Annotated in this window: 21 protein-coding genes; 7 read left to right on the forward strand and 14 right to left on the reverse strand. The window is 62.8% G+C overall.

Going from position 1 to position 22,690, the window contains the following annotated elements; translation table 11 throughout:
* Window positions 1–13: 13 nt before the first annotated feature.
* From AC097A_RS18550 to chvE, 5 genes are all read right to left on the reverse strand, one after another.
* Window positions 14–1,174, reverse strand: a complete 1,161-nt coding sequence (locus AC097A_RS18550; RefSeq protein ID WP_479621979.1) for a Gfo/Idh/MocA family protein — start codon at window positions 1,172–1,174, stop codon at window positions 14–16.
* Between the two features lie 14 nt (window positions 1,175–1,188).
* On the reverse strand, window positions 1,189–2,118 hold the full coding sequence (locus AC097A_RS18555) for a dihydrodipicolinate synthase family protein (RefSeq protein WP_479621980.1): 930 nt from the start codon (window positions 2,116–2,118) through the stop codon (window positions 1,189–1,191).
* 9 nt (window positions 2,119–2,127) lie between these two features.
* Window positions 2,128–3,318, reverse strand: a complete 1,191-nt coding sequence (gene mmsB / locus AC097A_RS18560; protein ID WP_479621981.1) for a multiple monosaccharide ABC transporter permease — start codon at window positions 3,316–3,318, stop codon at window positions 2,128–2,130.
* A 1-nt stretch (window position 3,319) separates the two neighbouring features.
* Window positions 3,320–4,852, reverse strand: coding sequence for a multiple monosaccharide ABC transporter ATP-binding protein (gene mmsA, locus AC097A_RS18565; protein ID WP_479621982.1), 1,533 nt, complete (start codon window positions 4,850–4,852; stop codon window positions 3,320–3,322).
* Between the two features lie 89 nt (window positions 4,853–4,941).
* Window positions 4,942–6,018, reverse strand: a complete 1,077-nt coding sequence (gene chvE, locus AC097A_RS18570; RefSeq protein ID WP_105260230.1) for a multiple monosaccharide ABC transporter substrate-binding protein — start codon at window positions 6,016–6,018, stop codon at window positions 4,942–4,944.
* Window positions 6,019–6,165: 147 nt separating this feature from the next.
* On the opposite strand from chvE, the gene AC097A_RS18575 reads away from it, so the two are divergent.
* Window positions 6,166–7,137, forward strand: a complete 972-nt coding sequence (locus AC097A_RS18575; RefSeq protein WP_105260229.1) for a LysR family transcriptional regulator — start codon at window positions 6,166–6,168, stop codon at window positions 7,135–7,137.
* Between the two features lie 11 nt (window positions 7,138–7,148).
* Here AC097A_RS18575 and AC097A_RS18580 read toward each other — a convergent pair whose 3' ends face one another.
* Window positions 7,149–7,922, reverse strand: coding sequence for an SDR family NAD(P)-dependent oxidoreductase (locus tag AC097A_RS18580; protein ID WP_105260228.1), 774 nt, complete (start codon window positions 7,920–7,922; stop codon window positions 7,149–7,151).
* A gap of 138 nt (window positions 7,923–8,060) precedes the next feature.
* Here AC097A_RS18580 and AC097A_RS18585 point away from each other — a divergent pair, with 138 nt between their 5' ends.
* From AC097A_RS18585 to AC097A_RS18595, 3 genes are read left to right on the forward strand one after another with little or no spacing between them, the layout of a single operon-like run.
* The gene (locus tag AC097A_RS18585) at window positions 8,061–9,785 is read left to right on the forward strand and encodes an IlvD/Edd family dehydratase (protein ID WP_479621983.1); all 1,725 of its coding nucleotides are present in this window, start codon (window positions 8,061–8,063) and stop codon (window positions 9,783–9,785) included.
* Window position 9,786: 1 nt separating this feature from the next.
* Window positions 9,787–10,716, forward strand: a complete 930-nt coding sequence (locus AC097A_RS18590) for an SMP-30/gluconolactonase/LRE family protein (RefSeq protein ID WP_479621984.1) — start codon at window positions 9,787–9,789, stop codon at window positions 10,714–10,716.
* A gap of 50 nt (window positions 10,717–10,766) precedes the next feature.
* Entirely contained in the window at window positions 10,767–12,410 is a 1,644-nt protein-coding gene (locus AC097A_RS18595; protein ID WP_479621985.1) for a methyl-accepting chemotaxis protein, read from the forward strand.
* Window positions 12,411–12,459: 49 nt separating this feature from the next.
* On the opposite strand, the gene AC097A_RS18600 is transcribed toward AC097A_RS18595, so the two are convergent.
* Entirely contained in the window at window positions 12,460–12,903 is a 444-nt protein-coding gene (locus tag AC097A_RS18600) for a MarR family winged helix-turn-helix transcriptional regulator (RefSeq protein ID WP_479621986.1), read from the reverse strand.
* A 75-nt stretch (window positions 12,904–12,978) separates the two neighbouring features.
* Here AC097A_RS18600 and AC097A_RS18605 point away from each other — a divergent pair, with 75 nt between their 5' ends.
* A complete protein-coding gene (locus AC097A_RS18605) occupies window positions 12,979–13,446 on the forward strand; it encodes a DUF2798 domain-containing protein (RefSeq protein WP_479621987.1) in 468 nt (155 codons plus the stop codon).
* A 37-nt stretch (window positions 13,447–13,483) separates the two neighbouring features.
* Here the strand turns inward: AC097A_RS18605 and infA are convergent, their stop codons facing one another.
* Window positions 13,484–13,732, reverse strand: coding sequence for a translation initiation factor IF-1 (infA, locus tag AC097A_RS18610; protein ID WP_105260222.1), 249 nt, complete (start codon window positions 13,730–13,732; stop codon window positions 13,484–13,486).
* Window positions 13,733–13,755: 23 nt separating this feature from the next.
* Window positions 13,756–13,977 (reverse strand): hypothetical protein, encoded by a 222-nt coding sequence (locus AC097A_RS18615; protein WP_236635218.1) that lies wholly within the window; start codon window positions 13,975–13,977, stop codon window positions 13,756–13,758.
* A 305-nt stretch (window positions 13,978–14,282) separates the two neighbouring features.
* Here AC097A_RS18615 and AC097A_RS18620 point away from each other — a divergent pair, with 305 nt between their 5' ends.
* Window positions 14,283–15,005 (forward strand): glutamine amidotransferase-related protein, encoded by a 723-nt coding sequence (locus tag AC097A_RS18620; protein WP_479621988.1) that lies wholly within the window; start codon window positions 14,283–14,285, stop codon window positions 15,003–15,005.
* Here the strand turns inward: AC097A_RS18620 and AC097A_RS18625 are convergent.
* The gene (locus AC097A_RS18625) at window positions 15,002–16,177 is read right to left on the reverse strand and encodes a YbfB/YjiJ family MFS transporter (RefSeq protein WP_479622047.1); all 1,176 of its coding nucleotides are present in this window, start codon (window positions 16,175–16,177) and stop codon (window positions 15,002–15,004) included. The two genes, AC097A_RS18620 and AC097A_RS18625, sit on opposite strands and share 4 nt — an antisense overlap.
* A 33-nt stretch (window positions 16,178–16,210) precedes the next feature.
* The gene (locus AC097A_RS18630; RefSeq protein ID WP_315480125.1) at window positions 16,211–17,788 is read right to left on the reverse strand and encodes a methyl-accepting chemotaxis protein; all 1,578 of its coding nucleotides are present in this window, start codon (window positions 17,786–17,788) and stop codon (window positions 16,211–16,213) included.
* Between the two features lie 167 nt (window positions 17,789–17,955).
* Here AC097A_RS18630 and AC097A_RS18635 point away from each other — a divergent pair, with 167 nt between their 5' ends.
* Complete coding sequence (locus AC097A_RS18635; RefSeq protein WP_315496695.1) at window positions 17,956–18,504, forward strand: DUF4124 domain-containing protein; 549 nt, start codon at window positions 17,956–17,958, stop codon at window positions 18,502–18,504.
* A 16-nt stretch (window positions 18,505–18,520) separates the two neighbouring features.
* Here AC097A_RS18635 and AC097A_RS18640 read toward each other — a convergent pair whose 3' ends face one another.
* From AC097A_RS18640 to AC097A_RS18650, 3 genes are all read right to left on the reverse strand, one after another.
* The gene (locus tag AC097A_RS18640; RefSeq protein ID WP_479621989.1) at window positions 18,521–18,859 is read right to left on the reverse strand and encodes a YnfA family protein; all 339 of its coding nucleotides are present in this window, start codon (window positions 18,857–18,859) and stop codon (window positions 18,521–18,523) included.
* 75 nt (window positions 18,860–18,934) lie between these two features.
* Entirely contained in the window at window positions 18,935–21,163 is a 2,229-nt protein-coding gene (locus tag AC097A_RS18645) for a heavy metal translocating P-type ATPase (RefSeq protein WP_479621990.1), read from the reverse strand.
* Window positions 21,164–21,201: 38 nt separating this feature from the next.
* Window positions 21,202–22,617: an MFS transporter gene (locus AC097A_RS18650; protein WP_479621991.1), complete on the reverse strand. Its 1,416-nt coding sequence runs from the start codon at window positions 22,615–22,617 to the stop codon at window positions 21,202–21,204.
* Window positions 22,618–22,690 lie beyond the last annotated feature (73 nt).

Here is a 22,690-nt window from a genome sequence, read left to right on the forward strand (position 1 = left end):
TGGTGTTCACAAGTTACAGGGACGTCCAAACGCCCTGCTGGTTACTGGAGGCCACCGCGGCGGCCACAAAGCGGATGCCTTGTAGCCCATCGGTGGCGTTGGGGAAATGCAGGGACAGCGGGTCGGCTGTCTGGCCGCTGCGGCGCGCGGCAATGGCGTCGGACGCATCGGTGTAGAGATTGGCAAAGGCTTCGTGGAAACCTTCGGGGTGGCCGGCCACGATGCGCGATGCGCGCGCCGACAGGGGCAGGGTGCCGGGGCCATTGGGGGTGCGCACCTGGGCCGGAGCATCGAGCGGCTTGAACTGCAGCACCTGCGGGTGCTCTTGGTGCCACTCCAGGCTGCCTTGTGATCCGCTCACACGGATGCGCAGGCCGTTTTCCACACCAGCGGCCGCCTGGGTGACCCAGAAGCTGCCACGCGCGCCATTACTCAGGCGCAACATCGCGCCTGCGTAATCGTGGGTAATGCGGTCAGGCACGATGCTGCCCACCTCGGCCGCCACCTGGGCCACTTCAAGCCCGGTGATGAAACGCAGCAGGTTGTGCGCATGGGTACCGATGTCGCCCAACACCAGCGAGGGGCCGCCGCGTGTCGGGTCTTCTTTCCAGGCCTTACGGCCGGGGCCGCTTTTGGCGCGGCCACCCTGCACGTACTCCACCTGCACCAGGCGGATCTCGCCCAGGTCACCCGCCATGACCATGGCCTTGGCTTGGCGCACCATGGGGTAACCCGTGTAGTTGTGGGTTAGGCAAAACACCAGTCCCGTGGCCTGCACCCGCGCATGCAGCGCTTCGGCTTCGGCCAGCGTGTTGGTCATGGGCTTGTCGCAAATCACGTCCAGCCCGCGCTCCAGTGCCTGCATCGCAAACGCGTAGTGGCTGTCATTGGGCGTCATGATGGCCACCACCTCGGCGCCGTCGGGGCGCTTGGCTTCGGCATCGATCAGCGCCTGGCCACTGGGGTAGCAGCGGTCTTGCGCCACGCCAATACCTTGGCCCGTAATGTGCGAACGCTCGGGGTCGGAGGACAGCGCCGCAGCTACCAACTCATAGCGGTCATCCAGGCGCGCAGCCTGGCGGTGCATGGCGCCAATGAAGGAGCCAGGACCGCCACCGATGACGGCCAATCGCAGGCGACGGCCCAGGAGCTTGAAGACGGTGTTGTCAGACATGCGCGTGTCCTTATTTACTTGCCCCAGCGCAGGACCAAGGGGTCCAGGCGCTTGGCTGTTTCGATGAGACCGGCCCGGGTATCGGGGTGCATGGCGGGGAAGGGATGGCGGCCGGCTTCGCAGGCAATCACGCCGCCTTCTTTCATGAGGGCCTTGGCGGTCAAGATGCCGCCCTGGCGGTTTTCGTAATTAATCAGGGGCAACCACTGCTGGTACAGCGCCACAGCGTCTTCACGGCGACCGGCTGCGTAGGCGTCGACGATCTTGCGGATGCCATCCGGAAAACCGCCGCCGGTCATGGCGCCGGTAGCGCCAGCGTCCAAATCGGGCATCAGCGTGATGGCCTCTTCACCATCCCAGGGGCCTTCGATGGCAGCACCACCCACACGGATGAGTTCGCGCAGTTTGGAAGCCGCACCGGCGGTTTCGATCTTGAAGTAGGCCACCTGTTTGATCTCTTGGGCCATGCGCACAAGGAACGGAACGGACAGAGGCGTACCGCTGACCGGGGCATCCTGGATCATGATGGGGATGTCGATTGCATCCGACAGGCGCGCGAAGTACTCGTAAATCTGCGCCTCAGGCACGCGAAACGTAGCACCGTGGTAGGGCGGCATGACCATGACCATGGAGGCGCCCCACTGCTGCGCCTGCACGCTGCGCGCGATGGTGATCTGGGTGCTGAAGTGGGTGGTGGTCACGATCACGGGCACACGGCCCTTGACGTGCTCCAGGATGGTTTTGGTGAGCACTTCGCGCTCGGCATCGGCCAGCACAAACTGCTCGGAGAAGTTGGCCAGGATGCACAGGCCGGTGGAGCCGGCTTCGATCATGAAATCGACGCAGCGTTTCTGGCTATCCAGATCGAGTGCACCGGTTGCATCAAAGGTCGTAGGGACGACCGGAAACACGCCCTTGTAACGGGCATTGGCAGCGGAGTACATGGTGAGTCCTTATTTGTTCTTGTTGTAGACGTCGAAGCAGACGGCGGCCAACAGCACCAGGCCCTTGATGACCTGCTGGTAGTCAATGCCGATACCCATGATGGACATGCCGTTGTTCATGACGCCCATGATGAAGGCGCCAATCACGGCACCCAGTACCTTGCCCACACCGCCCGAAGCCGACGCGCCGCCAATGAAACAGGCCGCAATCACGTCCAGCTCGAAGCCCAGACCGGCCTTGGGGGTGGCGGTGTTCAAGCGGGCCGCAAAGATCAGACCGGCCAAAGCCGCCAGAACCCCCATGTTGATGAAGGTGTAGAAGGTCAGGCGTTCGGTGCGGATACCGGACAGGCGAGCCGCTTTTTCGTTGCCACCCAGCGCGTAGATGCGGCGGCCAATGGTGGTCTTGGAAGCGACAAAGTCATAGACCAACATCAACAACAGCATGACCACCAGCACATTGGGCAGGCCCTTGTAGGTGGACAGCATGTAGGTGAAGGCCACGATCATGACCACAAACACCAAGTTCTTGATAGCAAAGATGGCCAGAGGTTCGTTTTCCATGCCGTGCTGGTTGCGGCCCGCACGGTCACGAACCTTGGCGATAAGCATGGCCAGCGCAATCAACAAGCCCAGAATCAGGGAAGCGATGCGCAGGTTTTCGCCCGAGAAGGGATCAGGGATAAAACCCGTGCTGAGCAGCTGAAACTCGGGTGGGAAGGGGCCCACAGACGCACCTTCCAGCACGGCCAGCGCCAGGCCCTTGAAAACCAGCATGCCGGCCAGGGTGACGATGAAGGACGGAATTTTGTAGAACGCCACCCAGTAGCCTTGGGCCGCGCCGATGACACCGCCCAGCACCAGACACACGATGGCAGCGGGCACATAGTGCCAGTTGTAGTTCACCATCAGCACCGCTGCTACCGCACCGATAAAGCCGCAGACCGAACCGACCGAGAGGTCAATGTGGCCGGCCACGATCACCAACAACATGCCCAAGGCCATGACGATGATGTAGCTGTTTTGCAGGATCAGGTTGGTCAGGTTGAGCGGCTGGAACAACGTGCCGTCGGTCATGACCTGGAAGAAGCCCATGATGACCACCAGGGCCATGAGCAAACCGTATTCACGCAGGTTGTTTTTCAGGAAGGCCGCGCCGCCCGTGGTCGTGGGGGTTGCGCCAGTGTTGGGGGTTGCCATATCAATTCACTCCTGATGTCACGATAGATCGCATAATTTTTTCCTGGGTCGCTTCGGCGGCCGAAAACTCGGCCACAAAGGCGCCCTCGTTGAGCACACAGATTCGGTCACACATGCCCAGCAGCTCCGGCATCTCGCTGGAGATCATGAGCACACATTTGCCCTCGGCCGCCAGCTGGGCAATGATGGTGTAGATCTCGTACTTGGCGCCCACGTCGATACCGCGGGTGGGCTCGTCCAGAATCAGCACCTCGGGTTCGGAGAACAGCCACTTGCTAAGCACCACTTTTTGCTGGTTGCCGCCCGACAGGTTGACGGTGCGGGCAAACACATTGGGGCTGCGGATGTTGAGTTTTTTGCGGAAGTCCTGGGCCACGCCAAACTCGCGCCCTTCGTCCACCACCGAACGTTTGGCCACGGCTGGCAGGTTGGCCAGGGTGGTGTTCCAGGCAATGGTTTCGTCCAGCACCAGGCCATAACCCTTGCGGTCTTCGGTCACATAGGCAATGCCGTGGTTGATGGCTTTTTGCACCGTGCTGGTGTCCACCTCTTTGCCGTTCAGGAACACTTGGCCGGTGGTGTTTTGCCCATAGGTACGGCCAAAAATGCTCATGGCCAGCTCGGTGCGGCCCGCGCCCATCAGACCGGCAATGCCCACAATCTCACCGCGTTTCACATGCAGGTCCACACCTTTGATGACCTTGCGGTCGGCGTGTTCGGCGTGGTGCACGGTCCAGTTCTTGACCTCAAACACCTTCTCACCCACATTCGGGGTGCGCTTGGGGTAGCGGTCGGCCATTTCGCGGCCCACCATATTGCGGATCACCAAGTCTTCGCTGACCGGTTCGGTGCTGCAGTCCAGCGTGGCCACACTGGCGCCGTCGCGCAGCACGGTGATGGCATCGGCCACCTTGGAAATTTCGTTGAGTTTGTGCGAGATCAAAATGCAGGCAATGCCCTGGCGCTTGAGCTCCAGCAGCAGTTCCAACAGCGCATCGCTGTCTTTTTCGTTCAGGCTGGCCGTGGGTTCGTCCAGGATCAGCAGCTTCACTTCCTTGGACAGGGCTTTGGCAATTTCGATGAGCTGCTGTTTGCCCACACCCAGGTTGGTAATCAGCGTGTTGGGCGATTCGTTCAAGCCCACTTTTTGCAGCAGCGCTTTGGTTTTGACGTAAGACGTATTCCAGTCAATCACGCCACCCCGGGCCTGCTCATTGCCCAGGAAGATGTTCTCAGTGATCGAGAGCAGGGGCACGAGGGCCAGCTCCTGGTGGATGATGATGATGCCCAGAGCTTCACTGTCGTGAATGCCCTTGAACTTGCACTCTTTGCCCTGGTAGCGAATTTCGCCTTCGTATTCACCATGGGGGTACACACCGCTGAGCACTTTCATCAGGGTGGACTTGCCGGCGCCGTTTTCTCCAACGATGGCATGGATCTGGCCCGGCAGCACTGTGAGGTTCACATTGCTGAGCGCCGTCACGCCATGGAATGTTTTGCGCATCCCACGCATTTCTAAAATTGGTTCGACCATGTTGCCTCAACTATCGTTCTCTTGAACCCGGGAGAATGTAAAAAGCCCTGTGCTTTGGGGCACAGGGCCTCTTCCGCTCGTTGCCGAGATTACTTGAGTTGCTCTTCCTTGATGTAGCCGCTGCCCACCAACACTTGCTTGTAGTTGGAGATGTCCACAGACACAGGCTTCAACAGGTAAGAAGGAACGACCTTGACCTTGTTGTTGTAGGTCTTGGTGTCGTTGATTTCAGGCTGCTTGCCGCCCATCACCGCGTCCACCATGTTGGCGGCCACTTTGGCCAGTTCACGGGTGTCCTTGAAGATGGTGGAGTACTGTTCCTTGCGGATGATGGACTTCACGGAAGGCACTTCAGCGTCTTGGCCGCTCACGAAAGGCATGGGCTGAGCCGCAGTGCCGTAGCCCACGCCCTTGAGTGCGGACAAGATGCCGATGGAAATGCCGTCATAGGGAGACAACACGGCGTTCAGCTTGTCTTTGCCGTAGTAAGCGCTCAACAGGTTTTCCATGCGGGCCTGGGCCACTTGGCCATCCCAACGCAGAGTTGCCACTTTTTGCATGCCGGTTTGCTTGGAACGCACCACCAGCTTGCCAGACTTGATGTAGGGGTCCAGAACCGACATGGCGCCGTCATAGAAGAAGAAGGCGTTGTTGTCGTCAGAAGAACCACCGAACAATTCGATGTTGAAAGGCCCCTTGCCTTCTTTCAGGCCCAAAGCCTTTTCCAGGGACTGGGCTTGCAACACACCCACTTGGAAGTTGTCGAACGTGGCGTAATAGTCGACGTTTTTGGAGCCCACGATCAAACGGTCGTAAGACACCACCTTGATGCCCTTGTCGGCGGCTTTTTGCAGCACATTGGTCAGCGTCGTGCCGTCGATGGCGGCAATCACCAGCACCTTGGCGCCTTTGGTGATCATGTTTTCGATCTGGGCCAACTGGTTAGGGATGTCGTCTTCGGCGTACTGCAAGTCGGCCTTGTAGCCTTTGGCAGCCAAAGCGGCGACCATGCTGTTGCCGTCGGCAATCCAGCGAGTGGAGCTCTTGGTGGGCATGGCCACGCCGACCAGGCCTTTGTCTTGGGCGTTGGCAACGGTGCTGCCAAATGCCAAGCCGATGGCCAAGCTGGCTACCAGGGCCTTCAGAGTGCTTCTACGTGCTGTCATGGGATGTCTCCTGTTTAATTAACTTGATTCACGAGGTGTCTTTGCCAGGTCGGCGCAGAGCCCGGATGATAAGGATGTGATAGATTAATTTCTAATATAGTTTGCAGCTGTTTCGATACTGAAATACAGATTGGTGATAACCCTCATATGACAAACTACACCCACTGGTTCTTGCGCGCTCGCCTCAAAACACGGCAGTTGCTGCTGCTTGTGGCGTTGTCCGAAGAAGGAAACATCCATCGCGCGGCACAGGTGCTCAACATGACGCAGCCCGCAGCCTCCAAACTGCTCAAGGACCTGGAGGATGTGCTGGGGGTGTCGCTGTTTGAACGGCTGCCGCGCGGCATGCGCCCCACCTGGTACGGCGACACCATGATTCGCCACGCGCGCGCTGCGCTGGCCAGCCTGAACCAGGCCCACGAAGAGCTGCAGGCAGCCAAAAGCGGGCAGTTTGGCCAGGTCAACCTGGGCTCCATCACTGCGCCCGGGCTGGCGCTGCTGCCCCCCACGGTGGCCGCCGTCAAACAGGCCCACCCGAATCTGCACATCACCATCCAGATCGAGCCCAGCAACGTGCTGATCGAGCGCCTGAACCGCGGCACACTGGACATTCTGGTGGGCCGTCTCTCCCCCGAACACGACAAGGCCGCCCTGCGCTACGAGGTGGTCACGGACGAGCCCATCTGCGCCGTGGCGCGCCCCGGCCACCCGCTGCTGACCGCCATCAAGCCCAGCCTGGAAGACGTGTTCCAGTACGGCTGGATCGTGCCCCCCTCCGGCAGCATGTTGCGCCACCGTTTCGACCTGATGATCCAGGAACTGGGGCTGCAGCAGCCCACCAACAGCGTGGAAACCAGCGCCCTGCTGTTCATCAGCAAAATGATGCAGCAGAGCGATATGGTGAGTGTGATGGCGGTGGACGTGGCGCGCTACTACGCCAACCACGGCCTGATGTCCATCCTGCCGGTGGCGCTACCGCTGGACATGGAGCCTTTTGGCTTCATCACCCGGCGCGACCGCCTGCTGTCCCCTGCGGGCGAGGTGGTATTGCGCGCCCTCAAAGCCTCCGCCATGACGGTGTACGGCAAAGAGTTCACCTTTGCCCCACCCCCGGTCTGAACGCCAGGCCCTCAGGCCCAGCCTGCGTCCACCTTGAACTCCTGGGCGGTGCACATGGCACCGTCGTCGGAGGCCAAAAACAGCACCATACGCGCCACGTCCGAGGGGCGCAGCTTGTCCGGCAGGCACTGGTTGCGCTGGATGTCGGCTTCGCCCGCGGCGTCCAGCCACATGGCAATCTGCCGCTCGGTCATCACCCAACCGGGCGACACGGTGTTGATGCGGATGCGGTCCGCGCCCAATGAATCCGCCAGGCCGCGGGTCAACCCGTTGACGGACGATTTGGCCACTGCGTAACAGGGATACCCACTGCCCTTGGTCTGCCAGCCGGTGGAGCCCAGGTTAATGACCGCACCGCCACCTAGACGGCGCATGCCGGGCGCAATGGCCTGGATGGCAAAAAAGGCCGGGCGTTGGTTCACGGCCATGCGCTCATCCCAGTACTCCGGCGTGACGGACTCCAGCGTGTGGCGGTCGTCCCGGGCCACGTTGTTCACCAGCACCGAGAAATCGCCGAGCACGGCCTGGGCGCTGGCAATGGCCTGCTGCAGGGCCGCCACATCGCGCACGTCGCAGCTTTGCCACCACACCGTTGCGCCCTGGGCCCGCAGTTGTGCGGCCAGCGCCTCGCTCTCGGCGGCGGCCACATCCACAAAGGCCACCTGCGCACCTTGCTCGGCGAAAGCGCTCACCATGGCGGCCCCAATTCCAGTTCCTCCACCGGTGATGAAGACGCTTTTACCGCGCAAGCTGAGGTACTGCGCCAAGCCAGAAACTGCCGACATAATTTTCCTTTTTAATTGATTGCAATATAGATATATGAATTGCTAGTTAATTCATTTTCTATTATCACTGTGCATTGTTACGATGCCCCCTGTCAAGAACTGGAGGAATACCCTCCCTAGAAAACGAGGCATACATTCATGGACTCCCCCAAGCCCCCATTTCGCCGCAGCCAAGCCTGGTTCGGCCGCCAAGACCGCGACGGGTTTGTGCACCGCAGCTGGCTCAAAAACCAGGGCTACCCGCACGACCTGCTGGACGGTCGCCCCATCATTGGTATCTGCAACACCTGGAGCGAACTGACGCCCTGCAACGGCCACTTCCGTGAATTGGCCGAGTTCGTCAAACGTGGTGTGTACGAAGCCGGTGGCTTCCCGCTCGAATTTCCCGTCATGTCGCTGGGCGAAACCCAGCTGCGCCCCACGGCCATGCTGTTCCGCAACCTGGCGTCCATGGACGTGGAAGAAAGCATCCGCGGCAACCCGATCGACGGCGTGGTGCTGCTCATGGGCTGCGACAAGACCACCCCTTCCCTGATGATGGGTGCGGCCAGCTGCGACCTGCCCACCATCGGCCTGTCCGGTGGCCCCATGCTCAACGGCAAGTTCCGCGGCAAAGACGTGGGCTCCGGCACCGGTGTGTGGCAAATGTCTGAAATGGTGCGCGCTGGCGAGATGACCATGCAAGAGTTCTCGTCCTGCGAGAGCGATATGCACCGCTCCACCGGCACCTGCATGACCATGGGCACCGCCTCCACCATGGCCAGCATGGTTGAAGCCTTGGGCATGGCGTTCCCGGAGAACGCCGCCATCCCCGCGGCCGACACACGCCGCAAACGCCTGGCCCAGCTGACCGGCCGCCGCATTGTGGAGATGGTCAAACAAGACATCAAGATGTCGCAGATCGTGACGCGCAAAGCCTTTGAGAACGCCATCCGCACCAATGCGGCGATTGGCGGCTCGACCAACGCGGTGATCCACCTCTTGGCCATTGCCGGTCGCCTGGGCGTCGAGCTGAAGCTGGAAGACTTCGACAAGCTGGGTTCGGAAGTGAACAACATCCTGAACCTGCAACCCTCGGGCAAGTACCTGATGGAAGACTTCTGCTACGCCGGTGGCCTGCCCGCGGTGATGCGTGAAATCTTGCCTCTGCTGCACAGCGACTGCATGACGGTCAACGGCAAAACCATCCGCGAAAACGTAGAGAACGCCCCTTGTTACAACCGCGACGTGATCAAGACCGTGGCTGAACCTTTCATGCCCGCCGCCGGCATTGCCGTGGTGCGGGGCAACCTGGCACCCAATGGCGCGGTGATCAAGCCCTCGGCGGCCTCGAAACACCTGCTGCACCACCGCGGCCCGGCCGTGGTGTTCGAGTCGATTGAAGAGTTCCACGCCAAGATTGACGATCCGGATCTGGACATCGACGAAAACAGCGTCATGGTGTTGAAGAACTGCGGCCCGCGCGGCTACCCCGGCATGGCCGAAGTGGGCAATATGCCGCTGCCCCCCAAGGTGCTGCAAAAGGGTATTACCGACATGGTGCGCATCTCGGACGCCCGCATGAGCGGCACCGCTTACGGCACAACCGTGTTGCACACCAGCCCCGAAGCGGCGGCTGGTGGCCCCCTGGCCGTGGTGCAAAACGGGGACATCATTGAACTCAATGTGCCCGAGCGCAAGCTGCACCTGGAGATCTCGGACGAAGAGCTGGCACGCCGCCTGGCCGCCTGGCAAGCGCCCGAGAAGCCCAAGCGCGGCTGGTACAAGCTGTATGTAGAGACTGTGCAACAGGCCCATCTAGGCGCTGACCTGGACTTCCTGGTGGGCGGCAGTGGCGCCGGAGTCCCGCGCGACTCACACTGACATGGCCGCGGTGTTGCAGGCAACACCACAGCGCTACCACGCACCCACGGCACTCACCGAGGTGCGCAGCGTATGGTCCGCCCAGGCGCTGCGGGGCGCAGGCGCGGTCTGGTCCGCGCGCGAAGGCGCGCTTTACTGGGTCGACACGGCTGGTCGGCAGCTGCACCGCTTTGACCCGGTGCACAAGTTGCGCGACAGTTGGTCGTTTGGCGAAGACATTGGCGCCGTGGCAGAGTGCAGCCGACAAGCCGGACTGCTGCTTGCCCTGCGGCGGGACTTAGCCATTTTTGATCCCGAAACCGGCCGCCTGCAGCGCCTGCACCAGGCCGAGCCGGCCCACCCGGGCAACCGCCTGGGTGATGGCCATTGCGACGCGCAAGGTCGCTTCTGGTTCAGCACCCACAACGCCGGCAACCCCACCCCCACCGGCGCGTTGTACCGCTACACCGGTGGCTCGCAATGCACACGCGTACACAGCGGGCTGGCGTCCAGCCATGGCCCCGCCTGGTCCCAGGACCAACGCACCCTGTTTCTGACAGACAGCGCCCAACGCCGGGTGCTGGCCTACGACCTGGATGCAGACCGTGGCACCTTAAGCCCCGCACGCACCTGGCTGCAGCTGGCGCGCCACGAGGGGTCGCCACAAGGCCTGTGCACCGATGCAGCGGGCCGTATTTGGCTCGCCCGTGCAGGCGCCGGGTGCGTGAGCTGCCACGCGCCCGACACGGGCGAAGAACTCCTGCGCATCCGTGTTCCCGCCAGCCAGATCACGGGCTGTACGTTTGGCGGGCGCGATCTGCGCACCCTCTTCATCACCAGCGCTTGCCAACCGGCGGCCGATGCGTCGCTGTTCAATGAGCCGCTGGCCGGTGCACTGTTTGCCGTGGAAGTGAGCAGCCCCGGCCTGCCCGCACACATGTTTGTTGGATAGACAGTTGGACAGTAAAAAAGGCCCCATACATAACGACGAGGAGACAGGCCATGCAATTCCGTAATCTCAAAATCTCCACCCGCCTGGTGGCGGTGATGGCCTTGCTGTCAGCGCTGCTGGTAGGCAACGTGCTGGTGGCGCTGCTGCAAATGCAGGCTATGCGCAGCAGCACCCAGGAAATCATCGACAACTGGCTGCCCAGCGTAACCCTGGTGGGCAACCTGAAGGCCGCCATTGCCGACCTGCGCACGCTGGAGAGTCAGCACGTACTCAACACCGATGAGACGGCCATGGAGCGTTTTGCCACCGCCATGGTGGCCAAGGTGGCCAGCATCGAAGGGCTCCGCAAAGACTACGCCAAGCTCGTCAATAGTCCCGAGGAGCAAGCCCTGGATGCTGCGCTAGAAACTGACTGGAAAAAGTACCAAGCCCAGCACCAGGAGCTGGTGGACATGTCCACACGGCGCGAAAAATTCCCTGCGCGCAAGCTGCTCGAAGGCGAAGCCCGAGAGACCTTCAACAGCCTGGGAGCCACGGTAACCAAGATCACAGCGCTGAACCAGCAGGGCGCAGCTGCCGCCGGCGCCAGCACTGAAGCCCATGCCAACCAGGCCCGCGCGGTCATGCTCGCCGCCATGGCGGTGGCGTTGGTGGTAGCCGCCGCAGCCGCGCTGTGGCTGATCCGCTCCATCACCACCCCCATCCGCACCGTCATGGCGCTGGCCGACCAGATTGCCGAAGGCAATTTGTCGCAATCCATCACGGTGGATTCGACCAACGAGACTGGGCAACTGATGGCCGCTTTACAACGCATGCAGGCCAATCTGTCACAGGTAGTCTCCCAAGTCCGCAGTGGCAGTGAATCGGTAGCCACGGCCAGTGCCGAGATCGCCCAAGGCAACCACGACCTCAGCGCCCGCACCGAACAACAAGCCAGTGCGCTGGAAGAAACCGCAGCCAGCATGGAAGAACTGGGCTCCACCGTGCGCCAAAACGCCGACAACGCCTCACAGGCCAACCAACTCGCCATGAACGCCTCCAAAGTCGCAATCCAGGGCGGAGAAGTGGTCAGTCAGGTGGTGGAAACCATGAAAGGCATCAACGAATCCAGCCGCAAGATCGCCGACATCATCAGCGTCATCGACGGCATTGCCTTCCAGACCAACATCCTGGCCCTGAACGCCGCCGTAGAAGCCGCCCGGGCGGGAGAACAGGGACGCGGCTTTGCCGTCGTCGCCTCCGAAGTCCGATCCCTGGCAGGACGCTCGGCCGAAGCCGCCAAAGAAATCAAAACCCTCATTGGCACCAGCGTGGAGCGGGTGGAGCAAGGCACGGCCCTGGTGGACAAAGCCGGCACCACCATGACCGAAGTCGTCAGCAGCATCCGCCGTGTGACCGACATCATGGGAGAAATCTCAGCGGCCAGCTCAGAGCAGAGCAGTGGCGTCGCCCAGGTAGGCGAAGCCGTCACCCAGATGGACCAGGCCACGCAGCAGAACGCGGCGCTGGTGGAGGAGATGGCAGCAGCGGCCAGCAGCCTGAAGAGCCAGGCCAACGACCTGGTGCAGGTGGTCGCGGTGTTCAAGTTAGACGCGACCCACAACGCCACGGTGCAAGTGCCCGACTGGACCGCGGCCCCAACATCGCTGCCGACCCGCCAAAAGACACTGCGACTCGGGATGCAACAGCGCTAATTTATATCAAATGGGCCTCTAGCGCCCGTGGATATTGCGCAAGCAGCTCCTATTTTGATAGTGCTTGGGCTGCTGCGCTACGCGCCACCTCGGTAAACACGGCCAGCCGTTCCGGCGCCACACCGGCAAACATGCGCTGCACCAGCGCGGCGTGTTGGGCCTCAAACACCGCGCAGGCGTCCAGCCCCAAGGGCGTCACATCCAGAATCTGGCTGCGCCCGTCTTGGGGGTCCGGGCTTCTGCGCAGCAGGCCCTGCGCCTCCAGCTCCTTGGTGATGCGCGCAATCTGGCCCTTGTCACGGGTGCTGGCCTGCACCAGCGTCTGCTGGTTGCCACCCGGGTTGGCCTTGCAGTGGCTCAGGATGTGCAGGTGCAAGGGCGACAGCGTGATGCCGGCCTGCGCCAGGGACTGCCCCATCTGCGCCTTGAGCGCCTCAAACATGCGCAGCATGGCCTGGATGGCATCTTCTTCAGGGCTAGGGAGATTGGGCATGGCATTTGGTTGACCAAGTCAACTATTTCAAGTACATTGGTTGACATTATCAACCAAATAACAAATTACGCCCCTATGCCCACCCAGACGACGTCTTCCCCCCGCCCATTGCGCCTGCGCGCCATCGTCCCGCCGCTGCTCATTTTGCCCACCATCGGGCTGCTGCTCAGCGGCGTGATTACCTGGATCAACATCGGTTTTGCCGACGATTTCACGGCGCAGTGGCTGCGGGGATTTTTGTCGGCGCTGCCAGTGATGCTGGTGGCCTTTGCCTTCATGGCGGTGCTGGACCGCAAGGTGCAGCAGGTGTTTGCCGGGCAAAGTGCCCTGGTACGCAAACTGATTTTGGCGGCCTGCACCGCCTGCGTGATGGAATTGTTATTGGCCAGCGCGGTCACGCTGAGCAACCGGGGCCTGGCGCCGGGTTTTGCCAGCGCGTGGGGGGCCGCCTTCCTCAAGTCCCTGCCGGTGGGCTTGTGCGTGAGCCTGTTCATGGGCTTCGTCATCAAACCCCGGCTGGACCGGCTGGCAGCCAGCCAATAAACCCCTGGCTGGGGCGCAATGCCCCAGCGGCGCCGTCTTAACGGCGTGGCGTCATGGGGCCACGGCCCTCGATGTGACGGAAGTTGATGCGTCCCTTGCTCAGGTCGTAGGGCGACAGCTCCAGCGACACGCGGTCACCCGCCAAAATGCGGATGTGGTTCTTGCGCATCTTGCCGGCAGAGTAGGCGATCAACTGGTGACCATTGTCCAGGGTCACGCGAAAACGGGTATCGGGCAACACTTCGTTGACGATGCCCATCATTTCAATCAGGTCTTCTTTGGCCATGGTGGTTTCCTTTGTGCAGTAGCTTACTGGGTGCGGGTGGCACTTTGCACCCAGTGGATGCCTTGCGCAATGGCGTAACGGGCCGCTGCGTCTGGCGTGGAAAAATCGTCATGAAAACTCATGACACGGTCGGTTGACGCGCTGCCGCGTCCGCTGGCAATGGATACTTGTGCGCCAAAACGGCCGCTAAGGAGCGGCTTGGAGCAAGCGGCAATGCGGTATTTGCCGATGGTAACGGGATGCAAAGAAGCGATCTTATTGTGGTTCTGAATCATTAAAAAGTACAAGCGCACCAACCACGGCAGAGGTCAAGTGCTCAAAAGAGAAAAGCTGCGGTGCCGTGAGAGGGCGGTTGCAGGTCGCTGACATCAGGTCCGGATTGGCGACCCCACTGCCGGGGGCGGGTGTGTTGCGGCATGCATACCAGAACACGGCCAATCGCCTTCAAGCGATCGCTTAATGTAGCACGGCACGCCAAAACAGACCCTGTTTGGGTGCCAAAGACCCTGCTGGCTGTGGTTTTCAGGGCAAAACTGCGAAAATTGCGGCCATGAAACTCTGCATTCTGGACAACGACACGATTGACCCGGCCCTGGTACCCACCTATGGCAACTACGCTGCCATGATGGAACGCGTGCTGCGCGACGCCGGCGCCACGACCTGGACCATGGAGCGCTTCAGCACACCGCTGGGCGAATACCCCGACTCCTTTGCCGACTACGACGCCGTGTTGCTGACCGGCAGCAAGGCCGACTCCTTCTCCGACGAGCCCTGGGTGGTGGAGTTGCGCCGCCGTGTGACCGAACTGCTGGACACCGACACCAAGTTACTGGGCGTGTGTTTTGGCCACCAGCTCATCGCCCTGTGCCTGGGCGCCAAGGTCGGCCGTGCGCCGCAAGGCTGGGTGACCGGGCGCAACACCTACGCCTGGCACGCCAAAGACCTGCTGCCCGAAGGCGAACGCGACAGCTTTGCCCTGCTGGCCAGCCACCAGGACCAGGTGCTGGAGCTGCCCGCCGGCACCACGCTGCTGGCCAGCAGCGACCGTTGCCCGATTGCCGCCTACGCCCGCGGCCAGGAGGTGTTGTGTATCCAGCCCCACCCGGAGTTTGTGGAGGACTACAGCGCCCACCTGCTCAACAAACGCCGCACGCTGCTGGGTGACGAGCACTACACCGCCAGTATTGAGAGCCTGGCCCAGGGCCACGAAGGCACCGACTTTGCGCGCGTGATGGTGGCGTTTGTGGAAGGCCGCGCCGGGGCCACCGCTTAAGCCAGCGCCTTTTGCCGGGTGGCCAGCACGGCCCCCAGCCACAGCGCGGCCGCAGAAAACACCAGGCCACGCGCCAGCCCGCCGGGGCCATCGGCAATCCAGCCAACCACGGTGGGGCCCACAATCTGGCCCGCCGCAAACACCGTGGTGAAGGCGCTGATGCCCGCAGCCCAGGCGGCGGGTGGCAGGTTGTGGCGCACCAATGCCGTGGTGGACGCCACCACCGACAGAAAAACCGCCCCAAACAAAAGCCCCGAGGCCAGCACCAGGGGCCACCACTGCGTGAGCGCCGGCAACACGGTGGCCACGCCCAACAGCGCGTTCAGGGTCGCCAAGGCTCGGCCATTCTTGTGCCGGTCCAGCAAGCCCGCCCAGATGCGACTGGACGCGAGCACAGCCAGCCCCAGCAAGGCATAAAACACGGTAACCGCCAAGGCGCTGCTGCCCTGCGCCCGCAACAGCGCCACCACAAAGGTCATGTAGCCGATGTAACCCACGCCAAACAGGGTGTAACCCGCCAGGCCAAAGGCAAACTGGCGCCAGCGGAAGTTGCGCACAGGGACGCCCGGCGTTGCGGCAGGAACCTCCCAACGCGCCATCACCCTGGCAGGCCACACCAGCACGGCACTGGCTGCCGCGCAAGCGAGCGCCAACATCCACCAGGCCCATCGCCAACCGTGGGCCTGTGCCTGTGTGGCCTCTAGCAACCAAGGCACCAGCAGGGCCGACAGCACGATGCCCAGCCCCGTGCCCCCGTAATAAATACCCAGCAGCAAACCGCTGTACTGCGGATGCCGCGCCCCAAGGCGGGCGGCCAACAGTCCGCCAGCGATGAACACCAGCGCGCTGGCCACGCCAGCCAGCAGGCGCTGCAGCAGCAAGGGCTGCGCATCGGTAAAAAAACCGCTGAGGCCCATAAAAACACTGGCCAACGCAGCACCGCCCCACAGCAGGGCCGAGGGGCCCAGACGGCGCATGAGCCAAGGCGTGGCCAGGGCGCCTAAGAAGTACCCCAGCGCATTGGCGGTGTTCATGGCACCGGCCAGCGTGTAGCTCCAGCCCAAATCGGTGCGCATGGCCGGCAGCAGCAGGCCGTAGGCAAAGCGGGTAATACCCAGCGAAATAGCGGCGCCCAAAGACAGGGCAAGGGCTAAAGCCCAGGTCTGCCGCATGCCCGCACGGACGTGGGCCGTCACGGGGCGGGCTTAGGCCAGCGCGCGGTCTTGCAGGCGGAACTGGCGCACCACCTGGGCCAGGCGCTCGGCCTGTTCGCGCAGCGACTCGGCAGCGGCAGCGGACTGCTCGACCAAGGCCGCGTTCTGCTGGGTGGCCTGGTCGATTTCGCCCACCGAGGTGTTGACCTGGGCGATGCCGGTGGACTGCTCGGCCGAGGCGGTGGTGATTTCACCAATGATGTTGCCCACACGCTGCACGCCCACCACCATTTCCTGCATGGCGGCGCCGGCTTCTTCCACCAGCTTCACGCCACCATTCACGGCAGTCACGCTGCTGCCCACCAGAACCTTGATTTCCTGCGCCGCATCGGCCGAGCGTTTGGCCAGGCTGCGTACTTCGGAGGCCACCACGGCAAAACCACGGCCCTGCTCACCGGCACGGGCGGCTTCCACCGCCGCGTTGAGCGCGAGGATGTTGGTCTGGAAAGCGATGGAGTCGATCAGGCCAATGATGTCGCTGATCTTGCTGCTGGAGGCCGCGATCTCGTGCATGCTGCCCACCGCCTGGGTGACCACCTGGCCGCCGCGCACCGCCAAAGCGGAGGCCGAATCAGACAGGCCCCGCGCAGTTTGCGCCGAGTGCGCGGTCTGCTGCACGTTGTTGGTAAGGTCGGCCAGGGAGGTCACGGTTTCCTGCACGCTGCTGGCCGATTTTTCGGTGCGCATGGACAGGTCCTGGTTGCCCGAAGCAATTTCCTGGCTGGCCAGGGCCACGCTTTCGCTGGCATTGCGCACCTGCGAAACCAGGGCATTCAGGCCCTCTTGCATGGCCTGTTGCGCACGCTGCAAATCAGCCACCTCGTCTTTGCCGTTCACCACCATGCGCTGGGACAGGTCGCCTCCGGCAATCGCCTGGGCCAGCTGGCGCGCCTGCTCCAGCGGCTTGCAAATCGAATTCATGTTCAGAATGGTCAGCGGCACCACCACCAGCGTGGCCACCACCAGCGCAGCAATGAACACCCATTGGATGAGACGGCCAACTTCCTTCTGCTCTGCAATCGCGCCATCTGCCTCGGTCTTGAGCACGGTGTCGAGCTCTTTGAGCTGCTGCTCCGCCTTGTCCACCTCGGCCAGCGCCTTCTGGCTCATGCGGTTGGCCGTCGTGGCCGATTCGTAGCCGCTGCTTTTGAGCTGCGTGGCAACGGGTTCAAACAGCTGGGCATAGGTTTTGAGGTTGCCCTGCATGGCACGAATGACGACGTTGTCGGTATCGTCCTCGCCCACCAAAAACTCGGCCGCAACCTTGTCGGTCTGCTCCAGCGCAGCCTTCCAGCGGGCATAGGCTTTTTCCACCTCATTGGTACGCTCGTACTCGATGATCATGTCCTTCTCGGCCAGGCGTACCGCACCCAGCGCGGCGCGCAGCTGGGTGAGGTGCTGCACCTCGGCAAAGGAGTTTTCCAGGAAGGCGTCGCTCTGGGACTGGATGCGGGCCATGCCCCACAAACCACCCGCGCCCACAATGCCCAACAGCGCCAGGACCATGGCGATGGCTCCCAGCATGCGCAAGCGGATCGTAAAAAGCCGCATCAAGGACATGGTGTTCATGGTTCGTTCTTCCTTTTATAAGGCCCGCACCGCGCGGCTACAGGCATTCTTTCAGAGTCCACCGGGGAGGACAAGACGCCGCAAGCTTACAGCCAGTCATGCGCAGGCAAGGCCCAAAATGAACCGCTAAGATTTCCGTACTTCGACTTGACCTCTCATTTGTTTCTATGCGCCACCTCTCCTTCACACTGCTTCTGTGCCTCAGCACCGTGACCGCCATGGCCCAGGGCGTCTATAAATGGGTGGATGCCGATGGCAAGACACACTATGGCTCACAACCGCCCGCCACCGACAAAGGCGGTGAAGCCCTGAAACTGCACAGCAACAGCGGCTTTGGCGGCAACAACAACGGCAAGGCCGCGCCCACCACCGAATACAACGCCGACGGCACCAAGAAGGTGTCCAAAGAGGTGCAGGACTTTGCCAAAGGCATGGAAAAGGCGCTGAAAAAGCAGGACAGCAAGGAAGTGCCACTGGACTGCATGAGCGCCATCAAGAACGCCAATGACCAGTCCGACACCATGCTGGAGGTGGGCGCCAAGAACGTGAAAGACGGCTACCTCAGCCAGGCCGACTACGACGCGCAAGCGGCCAAGGTACGCAAAGCCAAGGCCGAGACCACCTTGGCGCACTGCCAGTTCTCGACCGGCAAGGAGCGCGCGTTCTACCAGTGCATGTCCAACGGCAAGAACCACATCCTGGCCTGCACCAAGTAGGCAGACCCTGAGCGCGCTAGGCTTGGGTACGCGGCGCCAGCACCATGACCGCCATGCCGGCCAGGGCCAGGCTGGCGCCCACCCAGTCCCACAGCTGCGGGCGCACGCCGTCCACCAGCCAAAGCCAGGCTAGCGCGGTCACCACATAAACACCGCCATACGCCGCATACACCCGTCCACTGGCCGCCGGGTGCAAGGTCAGCAACCAGACAAACAAGGCCAGTGACAAGACCGCCGGCAGCAGCACCCATACCGGCGCGCGTTGGTTCAGCCACAGCCAGGGCAGGTAACAGCCCACGATCTCGGCCACCGCGGTGAGCACGTACAAGCCGGTAGTGAGCAGAAGTTGGTTCATGGGCGGTCTTTCATTTGCTCCTATTTTAGGAGCTGCTCGCGCATACTCTGCGAGGGCCAGAGGCCAATTTGACCATTAATCTGGCTTCCAACGTTTGAGCAGCAGCGCGTTGGTCATCACGCTCACCGAGCTCAGCGCCATGGCCGCACCGGCCACCACAGGGCTGAGGTAACCTAGCGCGGCCAGCGGTATGCCGGCCGCGTTGTAGGCAAAGGCCCAGAACAGGTTTTGCCGGATCTTGGCTACGGTGCGGCGGCTGATATCCAGCGCACCAGCCACCAGAAGCGGGTCGCCGCGCATGAGGGTGATGCCGGCCGCATGCATCGCCACATCGGTGCCGCCACCATTCGGGTTGGCCATAGCCATGCCGACATCGGCCGCGGCCAGTGCCGGGGCATCGTTCACGCCATCACCGACCATGGCCACCACTTTGCCAACGGCTTTGAGTTCCGCAACCTTCGCGGCCTTGTCTCCGGGCAACACTTCCGCCAACACGTCCTTCGCGTCCAGGCCCAAGCGTTTGGCCATGGCTTCGGCAGCACCGCGGTTGTCGCCGGAAATCATCACGGTCTGGATACCGCGGGCCTTCAAGGTAGCCAGCGCTTCTTTTGCACCGGGCTTGGGTTCATCGGCAAAGGCCAGCAAAGCGAGCAGCGTCACGCCGCTCTCGGTACGCTCCGCCATCGCAGACACAGTGGCACCTTCCGCTTGCAGTTGCTCCGCCTGCGCATTCACGGCTTCCAGCGCAACGCCCAACTCGGCCATCCAGCGCAGGCTGCCCAGCAGCAGCGTGCGCCCGACCACCACACCCTGGGTGCCACGGCCGGGCACTGCTTGTACATCGGTGGGGGCTTGTACTTCTATCGCCTTGGCTTCGGCCGAGGCCACCACAGCGTGGGCCAAGGGGTGTTCGCTGCCACTCTGCAGGCTCGCAGCCAGTCGCAAAGCCTCATCGTCTGCCAAGCCCACCGGCACCAGCGCGGTCAGGCGCGGTTGGCCCACGGTCAGCGTGCCGGTCTTGTCAAAGGCCACCACGTTCACGGTGTGCGCCACTTCCAGCGCCTGTGCGTCCTTGATCAAGATGCCGTGTTTGGCAGCCACGCCCGTACCCGCCATGATGGCGGCCGGTGTCGCCAGCCCCAGCGCACAGGGGCAGGCAATCACCAGCACCGCCACGGCGTGGATCAGCGCGACTTCAAAGCTGTTTCCGGTGAACCACCAGGCCAACAGCGTGCCCAGCGCAATCACCAGCACCACGGGCACAAACACCGCGCTCACTTGGTCCACCAGCCGCTGGATGGGCGCCTTGGCCGCCTGCGCGTCTTCCACCAGGCGGATGATGTGGGACAGCACCGTGTCCACCCCCACCGCGCGCACCTGCAGCACCACACGGCCCTCGCCATTGATGCTGCCGCCCGTGAGCTTCACGCCCACCTCTTTGGTCACGGGCAGGGGTTCACCGGTCAGCATGGATTCGTCCACCTGCGTGCGGCCTTCGAGCAGCGTGCCGTCCACAGGGAAGCGCTCGCCGGGTTTCACCACAATCCTGTCGCCCACCAGCACCTCGGCCACGGGCACATCCACCTCACCATCGCGCCCCAGCAAATGCGCCGTATCGGGCCGCAGGCTGTGCAGCGCGCGGATGGCTGCCGTGGTCTGGCGCTTGGTGCGCGCCTCCAACCACTTGCCCAGCAGCACCAGCGTCACCACCACGGCGCTGCTCTCGAAGTAGAGATGCGGTGCCATGGCAGGCCCGCCGTGCACCGAGTGGTCTGGCGCGGTGAGCCACAGCCACATGGACAGCGCCCAGCCCGCCGAGGTGCCCAGCGCCACCAGCAAATCCATATTGCCAGTACGCGCCAGCAGCGCGTGCCAGCCGGCCTTGTAGAAGCGTGCGCCCAGAATGAACTGCACCGGCGTGGCCAGCAAAAACTGCCACAGCGCGGGCAGCATCCAGTCTTTGCCAAACAGGTCGCCCACCATGGGCACGACCAGCGGCGCACACAGCGCCAGGCCTATGCCCACGGGCCCAAAACCCGCCCACGGCGAAACATCCACCGCATCAATGGCTGCGCTGGGTGCCAGCGGCTCGTAACCCGCATCGCGCACCGCACGGCGCAGCCGGGCTTCCATGGTTGGGTCGTTCACTTGCACACGCGCCGACTCGGTCGCCAGGTTCACCGTGGCGCTGTCCACACCGGGCACCTTCTTGAGCGCCTTTTCCACGCGCATCACACACGATGCGCAGGTCATGCCGCCAATGCCGATATCGATGGTCGCGGGGGATGCAGTTTCAGTAGTCATGGCAGGAGCTTAGGCCTTGCCACGGGGGGAAGGTCAAGTTATGTTGCCAAAGGGGGCTTTGCCACCGCACAGCCTCTCAGGGCCAGGGCCAGCGCAGCCAGCACCAAAGCAGCCGCTACCGCAAAGGTGATCTGCAAGCCGGTGGCCACGTCTGCGGGCGGCGCCGTACCGACATCGGTAGCGGACACGGCCCAGGCAAACACCGCGCCCATCACCGATGCACCCGTCACCAGCCCCAAGTTGCGCGACAGGTTCAACATGCCGGAGGTGACCCCGCGCTGGTCCGGGCGAATGTCCTGCATCGCCGCCGTGTTGTTGGCCGCCTGAAACAACTGGTAGCCCGGGGTCAGCACCGCAATGGCTGCGATGTAGCCCGCCATGCCAAACACAGCTGGCAGCACGGACAGCCCCATGGCCCCCACGCCCATGGCAGCCAACCCCGCCACCACCATGCGCGGCGCACCCCAACGGTCCACCATACGACCCGCGAAGACACCACTGAATGCAGAGACCACCGGGCCCACTGCCATCACACCACCCACCCAGGCGGCATCCAGCCCCAGCCCACGCGCCAGGTAGAACGGGCCCACCACCAGCGTCGCCATCATCACGGTGGACACCAGCGCATTCATGGCCAAGCCTGCGCTAAGGCCCGGGTCGCGGAACATGCCCAAGTGCACCAGGGGCGATACGGCGCGAGCCTCAGTGCGCACAAACAGAGCCACGCCCAGTGCAGCAGCGGCCAGCAACGTTGTATTGAGCCAGCCAAAGTGGCCACGGCCCAGCGTCATGGCCAGCGCATAGGCCCCTAGTGTCAAAGCCAGCAGCAGCGTGCCGGTGTAGTCAAAGCGCACAGCGGCTTGTGATGCCGCCTTGCGGTCTACGGGCAGACAACGCCAGGCCAGCAACACCGCCAGCGCCCCCAGCGGCAGGTTCACCAGAAACAGTGCGCGCCAGCCCAGCGTGGCAAGCAGCACTCCACCCAGCGAGGGCCCCAGCGCCGTGCCCACGGCCGACATGGTGCCCAGCAGACCCATGGCACTGCCGGTGCGCGCCTTGGGAACAATCTCACCCACAAACGCCATGGTGATAGCCATCATCACCGCCGCGCCCAGCCCCTGCAGTGCGCGGGCGGCAATCAACAGCGGCAACGTGGGCGCTATGCCGCACAAGCCAGATGCGACCGTGAACAACGCAATGCCACCCAGCAGCAGGCGCCGGCGCCCCACCAGATCACCCAGCCGGCCCACGCTGACGATGACCGTGGTGATGGCCAAGAGGTAGGCCAGCACCACCCACTGCACCTGCTGGAAGGATGCGCCAAACGCTTGCGCCAGCGTGGGCAGCCCCACATTGGCAATGCTGGTGCCCAGCGAGGAGAGCAGCAGCGACAGCGATAGGCTGGCCAACGCCCAGCGGGCGGCGGCGGGAAGAGGAGCGGTGTAGGTTTGCATCTCTGAAGCGTAGGTTTTTCACGGCCATGGCGGAAGACGCAGCACTTGCACTGTATTCATGCGTTTGGCGCCA

The sequence above is a fragment of the Rhodoferax sp. XS2R6 genome (genome assembly GCF_056521365.1).